The organism is Pseudoalteromonas sp. 2CM32C (genome assembly GCF_023161925.1).
GTDB lineage: Bacteria > Pseudomonadota > Gammaproteobacteria > Enterobacterales > Alteromonadaceae > Pseudoalteromonas > Pseudoalteromonas marina.
The window spans coordinates 57,384-74,923 of sequence record NZ_JALNTI010000009.1 but is presented as its reverse complement, the minus strand read 5'-3'; the positions used below and the strand labels follow the sequence as shown (position 1 = coordinate 74,923).

The following is a 17,540-nucleotide window of genomic DNA, read 5'->3' as shown; positions in this document are numbered from 1 at the left end:
TATGAGACTTTCTTTGTACCAAAAATTAGCAGTGTCGTTAGCCGTCATTTTTTGTTTTATTTGCGCGCTGGTTTATAGCTGGAGTAAACAGCTAGAACTCAACTCTAAACATCATGGAGAACAAAATTTACATTTAGCGCTAGCTGAGCATTTAGTACAAGATAACCCATTGATAAAAGAAGGCGTATACGATTACGAAGCCCTTGAAAACCTATTTCATACCTTAATGTTACTCGGCCCCGCCTTTGAATTTTACTTTGTAGACGAAAACGGAAAAATATTAACTTACTCCGCAGAGCCCGGAAAAGTGAAGCGTACACATATTAATTTAACGCCATTAAAGCACCTTATAGCTAACCCAAGTGCTACACCGGTTTATGGCGACAACCCAAGAAACCCTGATCAACAAAAAATATTTTCTGTGGCGCCTGTTTTTAATAACAACACATTGCAAGGGTATTTATATGTGATTATTGGTGGTGAGGCATACGACACCTCTCTTAATCATATAAAAAGTAACGACTCGTTATTATTGGCTGCCATATGGCTAGGCTCAGCACTCGTTTTTTTATTTATTGCGATGCTTATTTTATTGCGATTTTTTACAAACCCTATTCAACGCCTTGCAAAAGATGTAAGCAATATTGAGGCTGCAAACTACAGCCTAAACGACACAAAACTGAGTATATATTCAACTCAAAAAAGTAATGAAGTCCACAGCTTAAGCCGAACTATTCAAGCAATGCTCACACGTATAAACGAGCAATTTAAAGCACTAGAGCAAGGCGATAAACAACGCAAAGAGCTACTTACTCACTTATCTCATGACTTACGTACACCACTTGCTTCGTTACAAGGTTTTTTAGAGGTGTTAAATCAGTCAGGTGACAAACTAAGTGCGCAAGAGCAGCAAGAGTACTTGCAAGTATCACTGAATAACTGTGGCCAACTTAAGCAACTAATAGAGCAAATTTTTGAACTCGCACACCTCGAAAATGGCGAAATAAGCATTAACAAAGAAACATTTAACCTAGGTGAACTTATTTACGATTGTATTGCTAAGTTTAGTTTGGCCGTAGAGAAAAAAGGCATTAATTTATCGGTTGAACCAGAAATTTGTGACTTTCCTGTCATTGCCGACATAGCCAAACTTGAGCGTGTTTTAAGTAACTTAATCGATAACGCCATTAGGCATACCCCGCGTGACGGCAGTATTGCTGTACGTGTAAAACGCGGTAATGACAATCAATTATTTGTGCAGGTTTCTGATACCGGCGTGGGTATTAAACACGAAGAGTTAAATGCCATTTTTGATCCTCATTACCAAGCTAGTAATTCTAACAAAGCCGGCCGACAACAAGGGGGGTTGGGCCTTGCTATTTGCCGCGGGCTATTAAAACTCATGGACAGTGAAATAAATGTACAAAGTGAACTAGGCAAAGGCACTATGTTTAGCTTTAATTTGCCACAAAAAAAGGCGTAACTTAACGTTACGCCTTAGCTCATTACTTAGTTGAATTGTGGGACCGCTGACCTTTGCAAATAAAATCAACAGCCCCTAGGGTTTGTTATTTTTTTATACCCGCTAAATCAAGCATAAATGCATAATTTAACGCGGCATCTTCTAGGCGCTTAAATCGCCCAGATGCCCCGCCATGTCCGGCTTCCATATCTATTTTAAATAATAGTTTATTATCATCTGTTTTGTAGTCACGCAGCTTAGCAACCCATTTTGCTGGCTCAAAATATTGAACCTGTGAATCGTGTAAGCCTGTAGTAACTAACATATTAGGGTAGTCTTGCTTACTGACTTGATCGTACGGTGAATACGACAACATATAATCGTAATATTCTTTCTCGTTAGGGTTACCCCACTCGCCATACTCGTTAGTTGTAAGCGGAATCGTTTCATCCAGCATAGTGGTAACCACATCAACAAACGCAACACGTGCAACCATGCCTTTATAAAGCTCAGGGGCTTGGTTTGCCACTGCACCCATTAATAGTCCACCCGCACTGCCGCCTTGTGCAAATATGCTGTCTTTTGCACCATACTTTTGCTCAACCAATGACTTAGTTACATCTACAAAGTCGTTAAACGTGTTCTTTTTGGTAAGTAGCTTACCCGCTTCGTACCACGGGCGACCTAACATTTGCGAACCACGTACGTGGGCAATTGCAAATACAAAACCGCGGTCAAGCAACGTTAATCGTGCAGAAGAAAAGCTCGGATCCATTGTTGCGCCATACGAACCATAACCGTATTGCAATAATGGGTTAGTGCCATCTTTTTTAAATAACTCTTTTCGATACACCAAACTCACCGGTACTTCTACGCCATCGCGTGCTGTTACAAAAATACGCTCTGAGGCATAGTTGTCTGCGTTAAAGTCACCTAATACTGTTTGTTGTTTTAATAATGTTTTTTCGCCAGTGGCCAAATTAACATCATAAGATGAACCCGGCGTCGTCATACTGGTGTAGTAAACACGCAGCGTATTGCTGTCTAATTCGTTATTACCGTACGCATTAATTGTATATGCACTATCGTTAAAGCTTAGTGGTAACTCTTTGCCCGATGTTAAATTACGCGCAATCAGTGTTGATTGACCCATTTCGCGTTGTTGGTATACTAAGTAGTCATCAAACAACTCAATATCTTCGAGTTTAATACCCTCGCGCGCAGGGATTACTCTTTGCCAATTTGCTTTATCACCGGCTTTATCAATATCTACTTTCATAAGCTGAAAGTTAACGGCATTTAAATTAGTGACAATGTAATAAGTATTGCCTAATTTGGAAATGCTGTATTCAAGGTTAGCTTCACGTTCAATTAAGCGCTTAGGCTTAGCGTTTACATCATTTGCACTAAGTACTGACAAACCCGATGCATCAGTACTGCTATGCCAAATATAAATTTCTGAGCCGTCTTTGCTCTTGCTCATACCTGTGTAATAGCTTGTGTCTGTTTCTTCGTAAACAAGCTCGTCATCGCTTTGTGGTGTACCAAGCGTATGACGATAAACCTGATACCCGAGTAAGGTTTGCGCGTCTTTTTTGATGTAATAGACTGTTTTATTGTCGTTTGCCCACACAACATAACCACTGGTGCCTTCAAGCGTGTCTTCTAATAATTTACCCGTGCTTAAATCCTTAATTTTTATGTTGTAAACACGGCGACTCACCGTATCTTCACCATACGCCATTAAGTTGTCATTTGGGCTGACATTTAGGCCACTCACCGCAAAATAGTCATGACCTTTAGCCAATTCATTTACGTCTAAAATAACTTCCTGATCGGTGCCTGCAAAATCACTACTGCGTAAGTAAGTAGCGTACTCATTATCGCCGCGAGTTTGCGACGAGTAATAGTACTGGCCGTCTTTTACCGGAACAGAGTCATCATCTTTTTGAATTCGCCCTTTAAGCTCTTCAAATAAACTACTTTGTAATTTTTTAGTATGCGCAAGCATAGCGTCAGAATACGCATTTTCGGCTTCTAAGTAGTTAATGATCTCAGGTGCTTTTCGCTCGTCATCTCTGAGCCAGTAGTAATTATCGATACGTGTATCGCCATGAATGGTCATTTCATGGGGTACTTTTTTAGCAATTGGTGCAACCGCTGTTACAGCTTGAGCTGACTCAACTTGAACCGTATTTTTTTGAGTTTCTTCGGGGGCTTTATTACACCCGCTTAAAATAGCAAGCGAGAGTGCAGCAAGTGCAAAGGGAGTACGTGTCATGAGGCAAAGTCCTTATTATTTTTGTTACCTAAATATACCTAAAATTAATACCTTTTGTGATTTAGTTTGTGAAGCTATGTAAAAAGGGAGCCGAAGCTCCCTTTATTTAGTACTCAAATGGTTTTAAGCTTACTTTTGCTTACGACGACGCATGAATGCGAACGGTGCAACTAAAAGTGTTAACCAAGCTAGTGAGCCTGAGCTTTTCTTAACTGTTTCAGGTGTCACGGTTGTAACAGGCGCTACAAACTCATCAACTGTAACAGAAATCATTGCAGGCTCTGATACATTACCGCGGATATCAATCGCAACAACTTCCATCTCAACAACTGTATTACCTGCTAACATAGCAGTATCAACAACAACAATTTGACCTTGCTCATCAACACCTAATCCAATATTTGTGTTTGATTGAACGTAGTACTCAGAAACCGCTAAATCAAACTCGGCTTCTTCAATTGTAAGCGCACCAACTACTGTACCATCAGCCGCATCTTCAGAAACTGAGAATTCACCACCCACTAAGATAGGCGCCTCAATAGCTGGTAATGCAAGCTCTTCACTTGTCATTGCTTTAATGATGTTAGTGCCAGCACCTTGAGATAAAACAAATGGACCACTTGCAGATACCATTGCTTTTTCGCCAGGTAGAAGTGAAACAACGGCTTCGCCAGTTTCAAGCGAAGTCATTTGAACTTCTGGCTGAACACCAAATACCACTGAGCCAGTTACACTGTCTGTCTCAGAGAAAACACCTGACTGGTAGCTTGGGTAACCAACAGATACTCTAAAGTTCATTGGCTGACCAAGTAACGACCCATCAATGTTCATGAGCTCAGAACAACCAGTAAATGTGATTGTATCCTCACCTGCTGAATGAAGAAGTGGTGTACCCCATGCCCAACCATCATTACCAGCACCGTCAGTAGTACCAATTAATGTACGGCTACGGCCTGGTGAAGCCGTTGTACGGCCACGGTCATTTAAGTTTTGTAAGAACTGATCAGCAACACCATCATTATCTGTATCAATTTCAACTCTGTAACCAGCTTGGAAAGTGTGCGTTAGCGGGTCACGTAATTGAATTGATGAAGTGATGTAAATACCTGAATCACAGAAGTCTGCACCAAATGCAGAGAATGTGCTCGACAGAATATTATACTCAGCCTCTTCCATTGTTTTCTCTGTGCCTACTGCAATGATGCTTTCGGCTTGAGGAGTGATTTCAGTCTGACCCGTATTTTCAAGTACTAGTGCAACTTTATTGTCAATTAGCTCGGCAGTATAACTTAGCTCTGTCGCTGCTTTCGGCATTGCATGATACACGACGTGTAAATCGTGAGTTGTATCTGTTGACGCATCATCAAATACTAACGCACCATCAAACTCAATCGATGTTAGTGCAGCACTGCGAGCAGCAATGTCATCAGCACTAAATGGATTCTCTAATTCCCATGCAGGTAGTTTACTTGGGTCAACCATCATTGTGATATCAAAGTTTACTGCTTGCCCAGCTGGAATTGTGACTGATTCTGGGAAATCCCAGCTAACAGCTTCAGTTTTTTCGTCGCTTTCGTAACGTGCTTCAGTACGAAGGTTATATGTTTTCGCTTCAGCAGAGAAGTTTTTAACAGTGACCGTTTTAGTGATAGAACCGGCTTCTGCAAGGCTCACTAAACCATAAGAAAGGGCAGCTTGTTTTGTATCAAACTCAGCATTATGTACCCATGCTGCAACAGGTAAGTTCACAGCTTTAGTCACATCAACTAAACCAGCACCAATCATACTAATAGGTGCCAGCTCTGAATCAGGATTGATAGCCAATGGCTCGTTAGTAACTTCAAGGTTTGCCGCGTTCATAATAGTGGCTTTAATTTCAAACGCATTACGGTTTGGGTGAGCCTCACGGATCATGGCAACCGCACCGGCTGTAATTGGACCTGAGAACGAGGTACCCGATACAGGGTTAGTACCTGTTTGAGTTCCTGTTGCTGCTACGACAATGCTCGTACCTGGCGCTGTAATTTCTGGTTTAAGTAAACCATCCATAGAAGGGCCACGTGAAGAGAATGTTGCCACAGCACCCGCAGTCGTTTTAATCTCAACACTAATATCAAATGTTGCAGGGCCGCCAGCTTCTAGCTGTGCTTTCAGTGCAGCACCCGCTGCAAAATTAATTCCGACGTTTTTAATAGTTACGTCAGCATCAAAACCACCCATTGGGGCTGGTGTGCCATCGTCAACGTTATTTGCAATAAATACAAACTCTGCACCTTTAGCTTGTGCGTTTAGTACTTTTTGTGTAAATGCACAGGCACCACGATCTATTAGTACCGCTTTACCTGTAAAGTCAACATCGTCTGCAAAAGCGTCACAGCCGTTTTGATTTGCTGTAGGGTATACTAAATCAATATCAGCACCTGATAGGGTAAAGCCATCTTGTGGGCCAAAACCTGACGCTTGAATATCGCCTTCAACGCCTGCAACTGTTCCACTTGCAATACCAACTTCTGTTGTTGGATGTGTCATTGCACCAACAGATAAGGCATTAGGAGTTGTACTTGGGCCACCAACACGGAATGGGTTATCACCATCGTTACCGGCAGAAATTACCATGTTAACACCTAATTCAACAGCACGTTGAACTAGGTATTGTGTACCACCACCAGTGTAAGTATCACCAAATTCACCACCAAGAGACATGTTCATCACGTCAACACGATCTGAAATATCGCCATCACCGTTAGGATCCATTGCAGCCTCTAATGCAGCTGCTTGTGCTGCACTTGGACAACCACCGCCACATACAGAATATGCGTATAGCTCAACCTCTGGTGCAATACCGTTTACAGAGTTTGCAGATGATGTACCATGATTTGTTGGATCACCTGTTGACGGTGAATTTGCAGCATCATTTTCAATTGGATCTGCATCATCACGAATAAAGTCATAGCCACCTTGTACAATGCCTTGCGGCCATGTAACTGTTGTAGGGTCTTCTTGTGCCGCTAGGTATGCTTCAACAGTACCCGCACCGCCAAATGCTACGTGAGTATAATCAATACCTGTATCTAGTACTGCAACGCGCTGACCTTTACCACTTACAATACCATCAGTAATTAATGGTTTAGCGTTAATATAATCAGAGCTTGCTGCAACGTGAAGTTCACGGTCAAACATTGGTAATACTTTTGCAACGCGATCATCTTTTGCAATCTGCTTTAAAGCTTCAGGTGTTGCTTGAACGATTAACGTTGGAGCAAGAATCTTTGTTTTGCCAATTACTTTTGCATCAAAATCTAAGTTACTCAACTCTGCAGTCATTATGTCTTGAAGCTGCTCAACCTGAGCTGTTATTTCACGGCTACTTGAAGCCTGATAAGTTCCAGCTGATACTGCATCCACAGATGTTGTTGCTTTAAGAACGATCATATGAGCTGAAGGCTCTTTTTTGTCTGCTGCAACTTCAACTACTTGTTCTACTTGTTTGTAGTTAATATTTGCTTTTGGTAATTCAGCGGCACTTGCAAGTGTTGCCACAAATGCGCTAGAAACAGCCGTCGCTATCGCTGTCTTTTTTATTATGTTGTTACTCATGAGTTCCCCTAGGATATTTTATGTATTATTGTAGTCACATTAATAAAGCAAATTACAATGTATGGACGAATATAAAACGTTCATCCCCCACCAAGCAACACTTTGGTTACAAATAAGCATTAAGCACATAAAAAAAACAATCAAACAAGCACCAAGCAACTGATATAAATAAATAAAACCACATTTCACTTTTGTGAATATTTGTAAACAAAAACTGCATAATAACTAGGTACTTTATGAATAATGATGTGATCAACATTTTAACTATGGCTAAAGTAATACAAACAGCTGTTGCACCAGTGTTTTTAATAACCGGTATTGCAGCTACACTTGGCGTTTTATCAAACCGCTTGGCTCGTATTACAGACCGTGCGAGGCAATTGGAGCGCAAACTAAAAGTAAGCACCGATGAAGATTTTAATAAATCACTCGCAACAGAACTTCGCGCTCTATTGAAACGCTCCCGTTGTATACACATAGCCTTTAGTTTAAGTGTTTTGAGCGCTTTGCTTGTATGCGCAGTGGTTATGCTATTATTTTTATCTCACATTCAATCAATAAACTTAGGCGTTACTATCGCCAGCTGTTTTGTGGCCGCTATGGCGTTGTTAATATGTGCGTTTATGTCGTTATTAGGTGAAGTTTTCTTAGCAACTCGCAGTATGCGACGAGGGATGATATTTGCTGATATTGATATGAACGATTAACTTTTAGTTAATTTTTCTGTATTAGCTTGAATAAAACCAATAGCTAAGATACAAAGCAATAGTCAAAAAATAGTTAACAGGGGCAATAATATGAAATTTAAAAAGATTCTAGCGGGTGCATTACTAACAACATGCGCGCTGAGTGTATCTGCAAACTCTGCGTTTAAAGAGCCAAGCGACGCGATTAAATACCGTCAAAGTGCTTTTTCTATGCTATCAGTTCAAATTGGCGATATGGGCGCAATGCTTAAGGGCAAGGTTCCATTTGATGCAGAACAATTCAAAATGCGTGCAAATAACGCAGCAGCGCTTTCAAAAATGCCTTGGGAAGCTTTCTACGCAGGAACAGACAAAGGCGATACATCGGCACTAGCTGCTGTTTGGTCTGAAAATACGGTATTTGTTGAAAAAGCCAATGCGTTTGCCGCAAACGCAGACAAACTTGCTCTAGCTGTCCAATCTGGCGACAAAGCGGTTATTGGTAAAGCCTTTGGTGCTTGGGCGAAAGGTTGTAAAGATTGCCACAAGCAATTTAAAGACTAATTAAAAACATAATAAAAATAAAAAAAGGACTGAGTGTTAACACTCAGTCCTTTTTTATTGTTTAGCAAAAATTAGCTATCAACAGACACTTCTACACTTCTTCGTTTAAAAATACGTCGGTAAGTGTTTTTAAATAATGCCCCAATATCACCTAATATAATGTACAAACAAGGTACAAGAATAAGCGTAATTAAGGTTGCAAACATAACTGCAAATCCCAGCGCAACTGCCATAGGAATTACAAACTTAGCCTGTAGGCTAGTTTCAAACATAATAGGCAACACACCAGCAAACGTAGTGATTGAGGTGAGTAATATTGCTCTGAAACGCGCACAGCCGGCTTCAATTACGGCATTTTTAACGCTAACGCCTTGCTTACGTACCTGGTTTACATAGTCGGTCATAACCAAGGAGTCATTAATTACAACGCCCGCTGCAGCAATAAGACCAAAGCCAGACATTAAGCTCATATCCAAACCAAACCAGTAGTGCCCCCAAATAGCCCCCGTTAAGCTAAACGGAATAACCGACATTACAATAAGCGGTTGTGAATAGCTTTTTAGTGGTACAGCAAGCAGTATGTAAACTAGTATCATGCCTCCAATAAAAAACAACTTTTGCTCATTGGCTTGCGCCTGTTGCTCCTCAATAGCACCACCAAGTTCTGATTTTACGCTTGGGTATTCTTCTTTAAGCTGTGGTAATAGGTTTTCTTTTACCTGTTTAACCACTTCGCCCGGCTCAATTTGCTCTTCATCAATACTGCCGTACACATAAACAGTTCGATAGCCACCTTCACGGCGAATGTAGCTAATACCGGGAGTTTCGGTTAGCTCAACCACATCACCCAATAACACTTCGCGCCCTGTTGGTGTAGTCACCACTGTATGTTTAAGTGATGAAAATGCTTCGCGTGTAAGTTTAGGGTAACGAACCATTACACGGACTTCTTCACCATTTCTAATTACGCGTTGTGCTTCGCCACCATAAAAACTGGCACCTACTTGATTAGCAATACTGGCTAAGTCTAACCCCAAATCAAAGGCAACGGGTTTTAAACTCATTTGCACTTCTTTACTTGCTGGATCTATGGTTGAACTTATATCAAACAAGCCTTCTTGCTGCTGAAGTAATTGAATAAAACGACGCCCAGCTTCGTTTAATGTATCGATATCAGACCCAAATAGAAGGTAACCAAACTCGCCACCACCGTTGCCGCCACCGCCGCCTACGTCGTCTTGAATAGTTAACGATTTAACACCTGCAATATTAGGCATGGCTTCACGCCAACGGCGCGATAATTCAAACGCATCGTAAGGACGTAAGTCTTCATCAACTAATGGGGCTAATAATTGCGCCTCTGTGCGGCCTTGGTTAAACACGAGTAAATCGCGGATAATTTTTTGACCTGTTTGACGCTCTGTTTCTTTATCTACCTCAAGCACCATAGCTTCTATTTCACGAATAGCATTAATAGTTTGAATGTCGGATACGTTGTCATTCATTTCAATATTAATTTGTGGGAAATCATGCGGTACTTTAGGTGAAGGAATAGTGCGCACCTGATTTGAAGCAATTAATGCAAAAGTCACGACTAATAAAGCAATAAAACTAAATAAAACAGTCCAACGCCATTCAACACACTTGGAAACAAAACGTTTATATGGGCCGTTTACAAAACCAAAAAAGCGGGTATTAAATCTATCTCGCCAGCCACCTTTTTTAATAGGAGTAAAATGTGTATGTGCAATATGCGCAGGTAATATGAGTTTCGATTCAATTAAGCTAAATACCAAACACAGCATTACAACAACAGCAATACCGTAAAAAAAGGCACTTTCAGGGCCGCTCGAAAGCGTAAACGGCGCAAATACAGCAATGGTAGTAAGTACACCAAATGTCGCTGGGGTCGCTACACGCTTTGCACCTCGTACAACGTTATCGACACCGCCGCCACTTTTTTCAACCTCACTGTATGCGGCTTCGCCTATAACTATGGCGTCATCCACCACAATCCCTAGCACCATGATAAACGCAAATAACGAAACGATATTTATGCTAATACCAAATAGTGGCATCACCATCATCGCGCCTAAAAAGCACACTGGTAAACCTATCATTACCCACAATGCCAACTTAAAGCGTAAGAATAACGACAACATAATTGCGACTAAAATCGCACCTTGAAGAAGGTTTAATTTCATCATATCTAAGCGAGCATTTAGGTAGTACGTCATATCCATTAAAGGCTCTATACGCACACCCGTTGGGAGCTCTTTATTCTTTTTATCAATATACGCTTTAACCGATTCAGCTACCGGAATAATATTTTGTGATTGCGTTGCTTTTACTGATAAATAAACGGCATTTTCACCATTAAACTTAAAATAACGTTCACCTTCAGTAAATTGATCTTTAATTGTGGCAATATCTTGCAGTAAAACTTTGGCACCATACTCGCCAATTTTTACCGGAATTTGTCTAAATTCTTCGCCTGAATAAAATTGGTTTTCAACACGAACTGATATAACGCCCGCATCAGTTTTTAACTGACCTGCCGAAAAGTTAGCTGAGTAACGACGCACGGCATTCATAACATCTGAAATTGTTAAGTTGTACTGGCGTAATGTATCTGGGTCGATTTCAATCGCTATTTCATCAAGCGGTACATCATTGACCACAAGCGATACATTAGATAATTGCAGCAATTCATCTTCAATATTATTTGCTATCGGCTTAAGCTCAAATAAAGGCAAGTCTGCAACCAGTGTCATGCCTATTACATCTTGTCTAAATTCAATCTGACTTATGGTGACCGGTTCCATGCCGGCTGGAAAAGTAGCAATACCGTCAACACGCAATTTTACTTTATCAAGCACATCGGTGAGTTCTGCGTCTGTATGAATTTCAAGCCTTGCAGAGCCGCCGTTTCTAAATGCGCGATACACGCCTTTTTTTATTTCGGTAATATCTTTAAGTGATTCTTCAATTTTTATAAGAATACTTTCTTCAATTTCCTGAGGAGAGGCGCCTGGGTAATTAGCGTTTACGTTAATATAGTTAATTTCTATATTAGGAAACATTTGTCGCTGAATCGTGTTGTAGCTTAAAAAACCCATTACGATAATAAACAACATCATTAAGTTTGCAGCAACCGAGTTATTGGCAAAATAAGCTATTAACCCTGTTTGTTTTGTTTGTGTTGATTCACTCATTGTTATTACACCTTAAAGCTGTTGCGTATTTGAGGTGCTCACATCAGAGCTTTCAGGTGCCGGTTGGGCACCTGCTATTTTAACTTCCATTCCCTTTTGAGGGTATTCTGGTAACGTAACCACCAGCTTATCATCAGCTTTTAGGCCACTACTAATATAGAAGTACTCGCCTTCTTCTCGTATTACCGTTACCTTTCTTGGTTCAAGGGTTTGGTTTTCACCAACCACCCAAACGGTTTGGTTGTTAACAAGCGCTTGAGGTAAACGGTAGATATTATTTAATGTTGTACCAGCAAAATTAACCTGTACGTAACTGCCAAATTTAATTGCTGGTTGTTTATTTTTAAGGCCATACGGGTCTTCAATTCGCACCACTAAACTACTCATACGTGTTGCGTTATCTACAATACCTAAATCGCGGTCAATAACGCCTTCACGAGTAAAGCTATTAAGGCCTTTTTGAATAACTGTTGCGGTAATCCCTTTAATACGCTCAGGCAAAAACACACTATCAAAGCCTGCAATAGGAATAATTACTTCAGCAGTTTCTATATTGTTTAGCTCAGCGACTTGCGAGCCCATTGTCACGTATTGGCCCACACCTACATTACGGCTCACAATAAGTGCATCGTAAGGTGCTTTAACATCACAGTTTTCTAAATCTCGCTGCGCACGTTTTAATGCTGCTTGCGCTGATTTAACATTTGCTTGCGCACTAAGTACTTGAGGCTTGCGTAAAAATAAATCAGTACGCGCTTTACTTGGAAAGCGTTTTGCTTCGTCTTCAGCTACTTTTGCTTGCGCTTGTTCTTCAATTAAACCCGCTTGGGCACGAGCAAGTTCAGCTTCAGCCACGAGCACTGCAGCTTCGTAGTTATCTTTTTCAATCGAAAATAAGGTTTCACCACGTGCTACAACCCCACCGGCAACAAAGCTCGGATGCCAACTCAGTACCTCTCCCGATACCTGTGCAGACAGTTGTGTATTTTCCAGCGGCTTTACTTCGCCATAGCTGTTAATTACAACCTGATGGTCGTTAGCCGAAACCGGCTCAACTTGAACAGTAGGTCGCGTATCAACTAACGCTTTTTTTTCTTGTTCATTTGCAAGAGCGTTTATTGCTTTAAAACCAACAACTCCTATAGCAAGCGCAACAAATGGAAAAACCCATCTAAGTGAATTTGTTTGCATATCCTAATTACCCCAAATTTCTATTAACGCCATAATAACAGAGCTTAATTAAACAATTACGTGACATTTGTAAGCAACTGTTACAAATGTGCATTAATTATACTTCTCGTAATTAATTACTTAATTATAAATTAGATTATATAGCCATAAAATTATATTTTGTTACAAACTTTTACTATTTAAAATCAATACATTAAATAAAAAAGGTATTATTTCATCGATTTGTTGTACGAAACAAATTGAAATTACGTACAGTAAAAATAAATTAACAAACGAAAAGATGACATTATGAAACTAACCACCCTAACTCTTGCGCTCAGTATTGCTCTAAGCGGCCATGCTTTTGCCAATGACAAAAAAGACGAAAAAAAACCAAAAACATTAAGTGAAATGATCAAAGGTCAAACCGAATTTGCCGGTATATTTAACCTTTATCAGGACGAAAAAACGGGTAAGCACTTAATGGTCATTAACGAATCGCAGCTTGATACTCCTTTCGTTTATTTTGCTCATACAGTTGATGGGGTGACTGATGCGGGACACTTTCGTGGATCTTACCGTGAAACCAAACTCATTGAGTTTAGAAAGTACTTCGACCGTATCGACATTATAAGTAAAACACCTCGTTATAAATTTGACGAAAACAGTGCCATTTCAAAAGCCAGCAATGCAAACATTAGTGAAGCAGTACTCGCGAGTATTAAAATAGAAAAAGAAGAAGACGGTAAAATTGCATTTAACGTCAATAAATTATTTTTAAGTGAAGCACTTCATAAAGTATCTCCTACTATAAATCCCGCAGATAAAAATGCGAAAAAACGTTTTAAAGTAGGCAAGCTAGACAGCAAAAAATCGCGCATTATTAAACAGCGTCCTTACCCTAATAACTTAGACGTTGTCGTAGATTACGTATTTACCAATGCAAGTCCAACCGTTCGTGGCTCTGGCGCAGTAAGTGATCCGCGTAGTGTTTCTGTGAAGGTTCAGCATTCATTTGTAGCACTCCCACAAAACAACTACCAGCCTCGTTTAGACGATGCGCGCATTGGTTATTTCACAAACCAGTTTGATCAAATGACGTCAACTGATTGGACGCCTTACGAAGATGTAATTAAGCGCTGGGATTTACAAAAGAAAAACCCAAGTGCTGCACTTTCAGAGCCTGTAAAACCAATTACATGGTGGATAGAAAACACCACACCAATAGAGTGGCGCGACACAATTAAAGACGCTGTACTTGCATGGAACAGCTCTTTTGAAAAAGCAGGCTTTAAAAATGCCTTAGAAGTAAAAATACAACCTGATGATGCCGACTGGGATGCTGGCGACATTAATTACAACGTACTGCGTTGGACCTCATCGCCTAAACCACCATTTGGTGGCTACGGGCCTGCACTTGCCAACCCGCTAACAGGCGAAATACTGGGCTCAGACATTATGCTTGAGTTTGTATTTATGAAAAATCGCTGGATTTACGACACCCTTTATACACAAGGCGCGATGAGCCACAGCAATAGTACACATACTGGTGAATTAAACTGCTCATTAGGTCATGAAATTCAACAAAACCTTATGCTTGCAAAAGGCTTAGCTGCTGGCGATAGCATTGAAGAAAACGAAATGATACGCCAAGGGTTAACACAGCTTATTCTGCATGAAGTAGGTCATACACTGGGCCTTAACCACAACATGAAATCATCTATTTTGTGGAATGAGAAAGAAGTGCACGACAAGAGTAAAACCCAAGGTATCGTAACAGGCTCAGTAATGGACTATGCACCGGCCAATATTGCACCAATTGGCATGCAGCAAGGGGATATTTTTCAAACTAAACCAGGCCCATACGACGACTGGGCTATTAACTACGGATACAGTGTAGCGCTGGCTGACGCATCTGCCGAGCAAGCTCGTCTTAGTAAAATTCTTGCGCGTTCTAGTGAGCATGCTTTAGCGTTTGGTAACGATGCAGACGATATGCGCGCGCCGGGCCGTCATATCGATCCCCGCGTAATGATTGGCGATTTGTCATCAAACCCAGCGGCGTATGGTGCAGACCGCATGGCACTTATTAATAAACTGTTTACTGAGCTTAAAGATAAAGCCACTGTTGAAGGCGACTCTTACCAGCAACTTGTTACCTCAGCTAATAGCTTATTTGGTCAGTACAGATCGCAGGCGGGTATTGTATCTCGCCAAATTGGTGGGGTTTATGTAGAGCGCGCCGTTGTAGGTGATACAAACGCCGACAAACCTTTCACCCCGGTGCCGCTTGAAAAACAAACTCAAGCCATGGAAATTCTAGCCGAGTACGTGTTTGCACCTGATGTGTTACAAAGCATGCAACCGCTTTATAACTTCATGCAGCAACAGCGCCGCGGGTTTAATCACTATGGTAAAAATGAAGACCCTAAACCTCACAAAATGATTTTGGGCATGCAAAAGTCTGTGCTTGCACAACTATTGCACCCAGCCGTTTTACTGCGTATTTCAGATACCGCTTTATACGGAAACGAATATAGCTTAAATGAATTTATGGGGGATTTAACGGCGAGTATTTTTGTAAAAGACGCAGAGGCCAGCTCAATCAGTCACAATTTACAAATTGAATATGTAAACCAACTGATTGCAATTGCAGGTTTAGGCAAACCAAGCAAATTCGATAACCTCGCTAAAACAGCCGCGCTTTATCAGTTAACCGAAATAGCGGATACAAGCCTGTCATGGGGCGCAGATACTGCAGCCAAAGCCCATAAAAAGTATATTGATCGCTTAATTGCAAAAGCACTAGAAGCGTAAATAGTTGTAACAAAAAAAGGCCACATTGATTGTGGCCTTTTTTATAAACTTAATTCCTATCACCATTAAAGGTAAATTGTGCCTTTTAAATACCTAACAGCATGGCCTGTTAAAGTTACCGTTGACTCCCCAACATCGCACTGTATATGACCACCTCGGCTAGATGCCTGATAGGCAGTTAATTGTGTCTTCTCTAACAGTTTTGCCCAATATGGAGCAAGCCCTGTATGAATAGAGCCCGTGACATAATCTTCATCGCCACCGCTGGCAGGCCAAAAATAACGAGAAACAAAATCGTATTCATCACTAGGCGCAGTGGCAACTACATCGTGTGGCGCTAGCGTTTTTAAGAGTGCCGAGTCGGTATTTAAGCTCTTTACTTGCTTAGCCGATTCATAAACAGCAAAGTAAGCTTGACGATTTTTAAGTACCTTAATAGGTTGTATAGACAAGCCATTTAACAGTACCTGTGGCGGGTTTTTAACCTCTACAGGTGCTTGTTTAGGGAATGTCATAGCAAAGCTGCCATCGCTGTTTTTATTTACAATCAGCTCACCCACTGCATCAGCGATAAAGCGAATTTGCGATACATTATGTTCTTCACATAATACATACGCAGCAGCCAAAGTGGCATGGCCACAAAAGTCTATTTCCATTAAAGGTGAAAACCAACGAATAGCAAAACGCCCATCGGTTTGCCTACAGGTAAACGCAGTTTCAGATACGTTGTTTTCAGCGCCTATGTTTAGCATTAGGTCATCATCCAACCACGACTCAAGTGGGATAACAGCTGCATAATTGCCTTTAAATAAAGCGTGTGTAAACGCATCAATTTGGTGAATAGTTAATTGCATTAGTTTGCACTGGGTTATTTTTCATAAGTTAAAAATGCCACAATTAACTTAATTAAACACTACACTTTTTTATAATTAAGCCATTACTGGTCGCATTTTATAATATTGCATACAACCAAACTGCACGGCATTAGTCAGCAACAACATGATAAACATAAGTAAGTGTGAAGTACTTGGTGTGGTATTTGTTAACTCAACAACTAAGCCACAAATGCCCGCTATGAACTGCAAACTAAAATAACGAGCACTTAAATTACTTACATCACCTGTGCGCAGCGTTTTGTAGGTTTGTGGCATTACGCGCACTGAGCTCATCACCAATCCTACATAGGTAAGTGCGTTGAGCACCCATGCGGTATCAAAGTTTGGACTTAATAACAGCGAAAACGGCATAAGCGAAAAGCCAAGCATAAGCACTAACTGAAGCCGTTCTTGCTTTGCGGCGTTGTAACGGGCAAAAAAGTACAAGATCAAGCCGCTTAATACGCCTGTTACAAAAAAAGGTAAAGCAATAAAGTATCGCTCAAAATAAATGTTATACGTTATGAAATAGAGACTCTGTGCGACTCCAAATGTCATCATCAGCAAAGATAAACCAGAAACACTTCTGTTTTTTCTAATTTTATTTAGCAATGGTAAAAAGCTAAAAAGTAAAATAAATGAAGACAAAATAGGCAAATAGTGCGCCAAAACAACCTCGCTGTTACATAACGGTTACTTTAATTACTTAATAAAAACATTTATTAAACATCTGTTTTAAAAGGCTTTTACTGTGAGCGCGGCATTGTAGAGTGAAGTTAATTTAACTCAACTAAACAGCAAAAACCCTTTTTAGTAACTGGAAACTTATATTTACAAAATATGTTATGTAATGTGCACAGTTTATCAGTTTTC

Annotated in this window: 10 protein-coding genes; 4 read left to right on the top strand and 6 right to left on the bottom strand. The window is 40.5% G+C overall.

What is annotated here, in order from left to right:
• The first annotated feature begins 1 nt into the window (after position 1).
• Positions 2-1,483 carry a HAMP domain-containing sensor histidine kinase gene (locus MTF67_RS15140; protein ID WP_248519997.1) on the top strand — a complete coding sequence of 494 codons (1,482 nt, stop codon included), beginning with the start codon at positions 2-4 and terminating at the stop codon, positions 1,481-1,483.
• A gap of 85 nt (positions 1,484-1,568) precedes the next feature.
• On the opposite strand, the gene MTF67_RS15135 is transcribed toward MTF67_RS15140, so the two are convergent.
• Both MTF67_RS15135 and MTF67_RS15130 read right to left on the bottom strand, forming a co-directional pair.
• Positions 1,569-3,743 carry a S9 family peptidase gene (locus MTF67_RS15135; RefSeq protein ID WP_248519996.1) on the bottom strand — a complete coding sequence of 725 codons (2,175 nt, stop codon included), beginning with the start codon at positions 3,741-3,743 and terminating at the stop codon, positions 1,569-1,571.
• Positions 3,744-3,872: 129 nt separating this feature from the next.
• Positions 3,873-7,340 carry a S8 family serine peptidase gene (locus MTF67_RS15130; protein WP_248519995.1) on the bottom strand — a complete coding sequence of 1,156 codons (3,468 nt, stop codon included), beginning with the start codon at positions 7,338-7,340 and terminating at the stop codon, positions 3,873-3,875.
• Positions 7,341-7,576: 236 nt separating this feature from the next.
• Here MTF67_RS15130 and MTF67_RS15125 point away from each other — a divergent pair, with 236 nt between their 5' ends.
• Together MTF67_RS15125 and MTF67_RS15120 are read left to right on the top strand one after the other, a co-directional pair.
• Positions 7,577-8,047, top strand: coding sequence for a DUF2721 domain-containing protein (locus tag MTF67_RS15125; protein WP_006792500.1), 471 nt, complete (start codon positions 7,577-7,579; stop codon positions 8,045-8,047).
• Positions 8,048-8,137: 90 nt separating this feature from the next.
• Positions 8,138-8,590, top strand: coding sequence for a cytochrome c (locus tag MTF67_RS15120; protein WP_248519994.1), 453 nt, complete (start codon positions 8,138-8,140; stop codon positions 8,588-8,590).
• Positions 8,591-8,661: 71 nt separating this feature from the next.
• Here the strand turns inward: MTF67_RS15120 and MTF67_RS15115 are convergent, their stop codons facing one another.
• Entirely contained in the window at positions 8,662-11,805 is a 3,144-nt protein-coding gene (locus MTF67_RS15115) for an efflux RND transporter permease subunit (RefSeq protein ID WP_248519993.1), read from the bottom strand.
• Positions 11,806-11,817: 12 nt separating this feature from the next.
• Positions 11,818-12,996 (bottom strand): efflux RND transporter periplasmic adaptor subunit, encoded by a 1,179-nt coding sequence (locus MTF67_RS15110; protein ID WP_006792503.1) that lies wholly within the window; start codon positions 12,994-12,996, stop codon positions 11,818-11,820.
• A gap of 288 nt (positions 12,997-13,284) precedes the next feature.
• On the opposite strand from MTF67_RS15110, the gene MTF67_RS15105 reads away from it, so the two are divergent.
• On the top strand, positions 13,285-15,792 hold the full coding sequence (locus MTF67_RS15105; protein WP_248519992.1) for a zinc-dependent metalloprotease: 2,508 nt from the start codon (positions 13,285-13,287) through the stop codon (positions 15,790-15,792).
• A gap of 65 nt (positions 15,793-15,857) precedes the next feature.
• On the opposite strand, the gene MTF67_RS15100 is transcribed toward MTF67_RS15105, so the two are convergent.
• Together MTF67_RS15100 and MTF67_RS15095 are read right to left on the bottom strand one after the other, a co-directional pair.
• Positions 15,858-16,646 carry a PhzF family phenazine biosynthesis protein gene (locus MTF67_RS15100; protein WP_248519991.1) on the bottom strand — a complete coding sequence of 263 codons (789 nt, stop codon included), beginning with the start codon at positions 16,644-16,646 and terminating at the stop codon, positions 15,858-15,860.
• Positions 16,647-16,721: 75 nt separating this feature from the next.
• Positions 16,722-17,336, bottom strand: coding sequence for a SemiSWEET family transporter (locus MTF67_RS15095; RefSeq protein WP_008126909.1), 615 nt, complete (start codon positions 17,334-17,336; stop codon positions 16,722-16,724).
• Between the last annotated feature and the right edge of the window lie 204 nt (positions 17,337-17,540).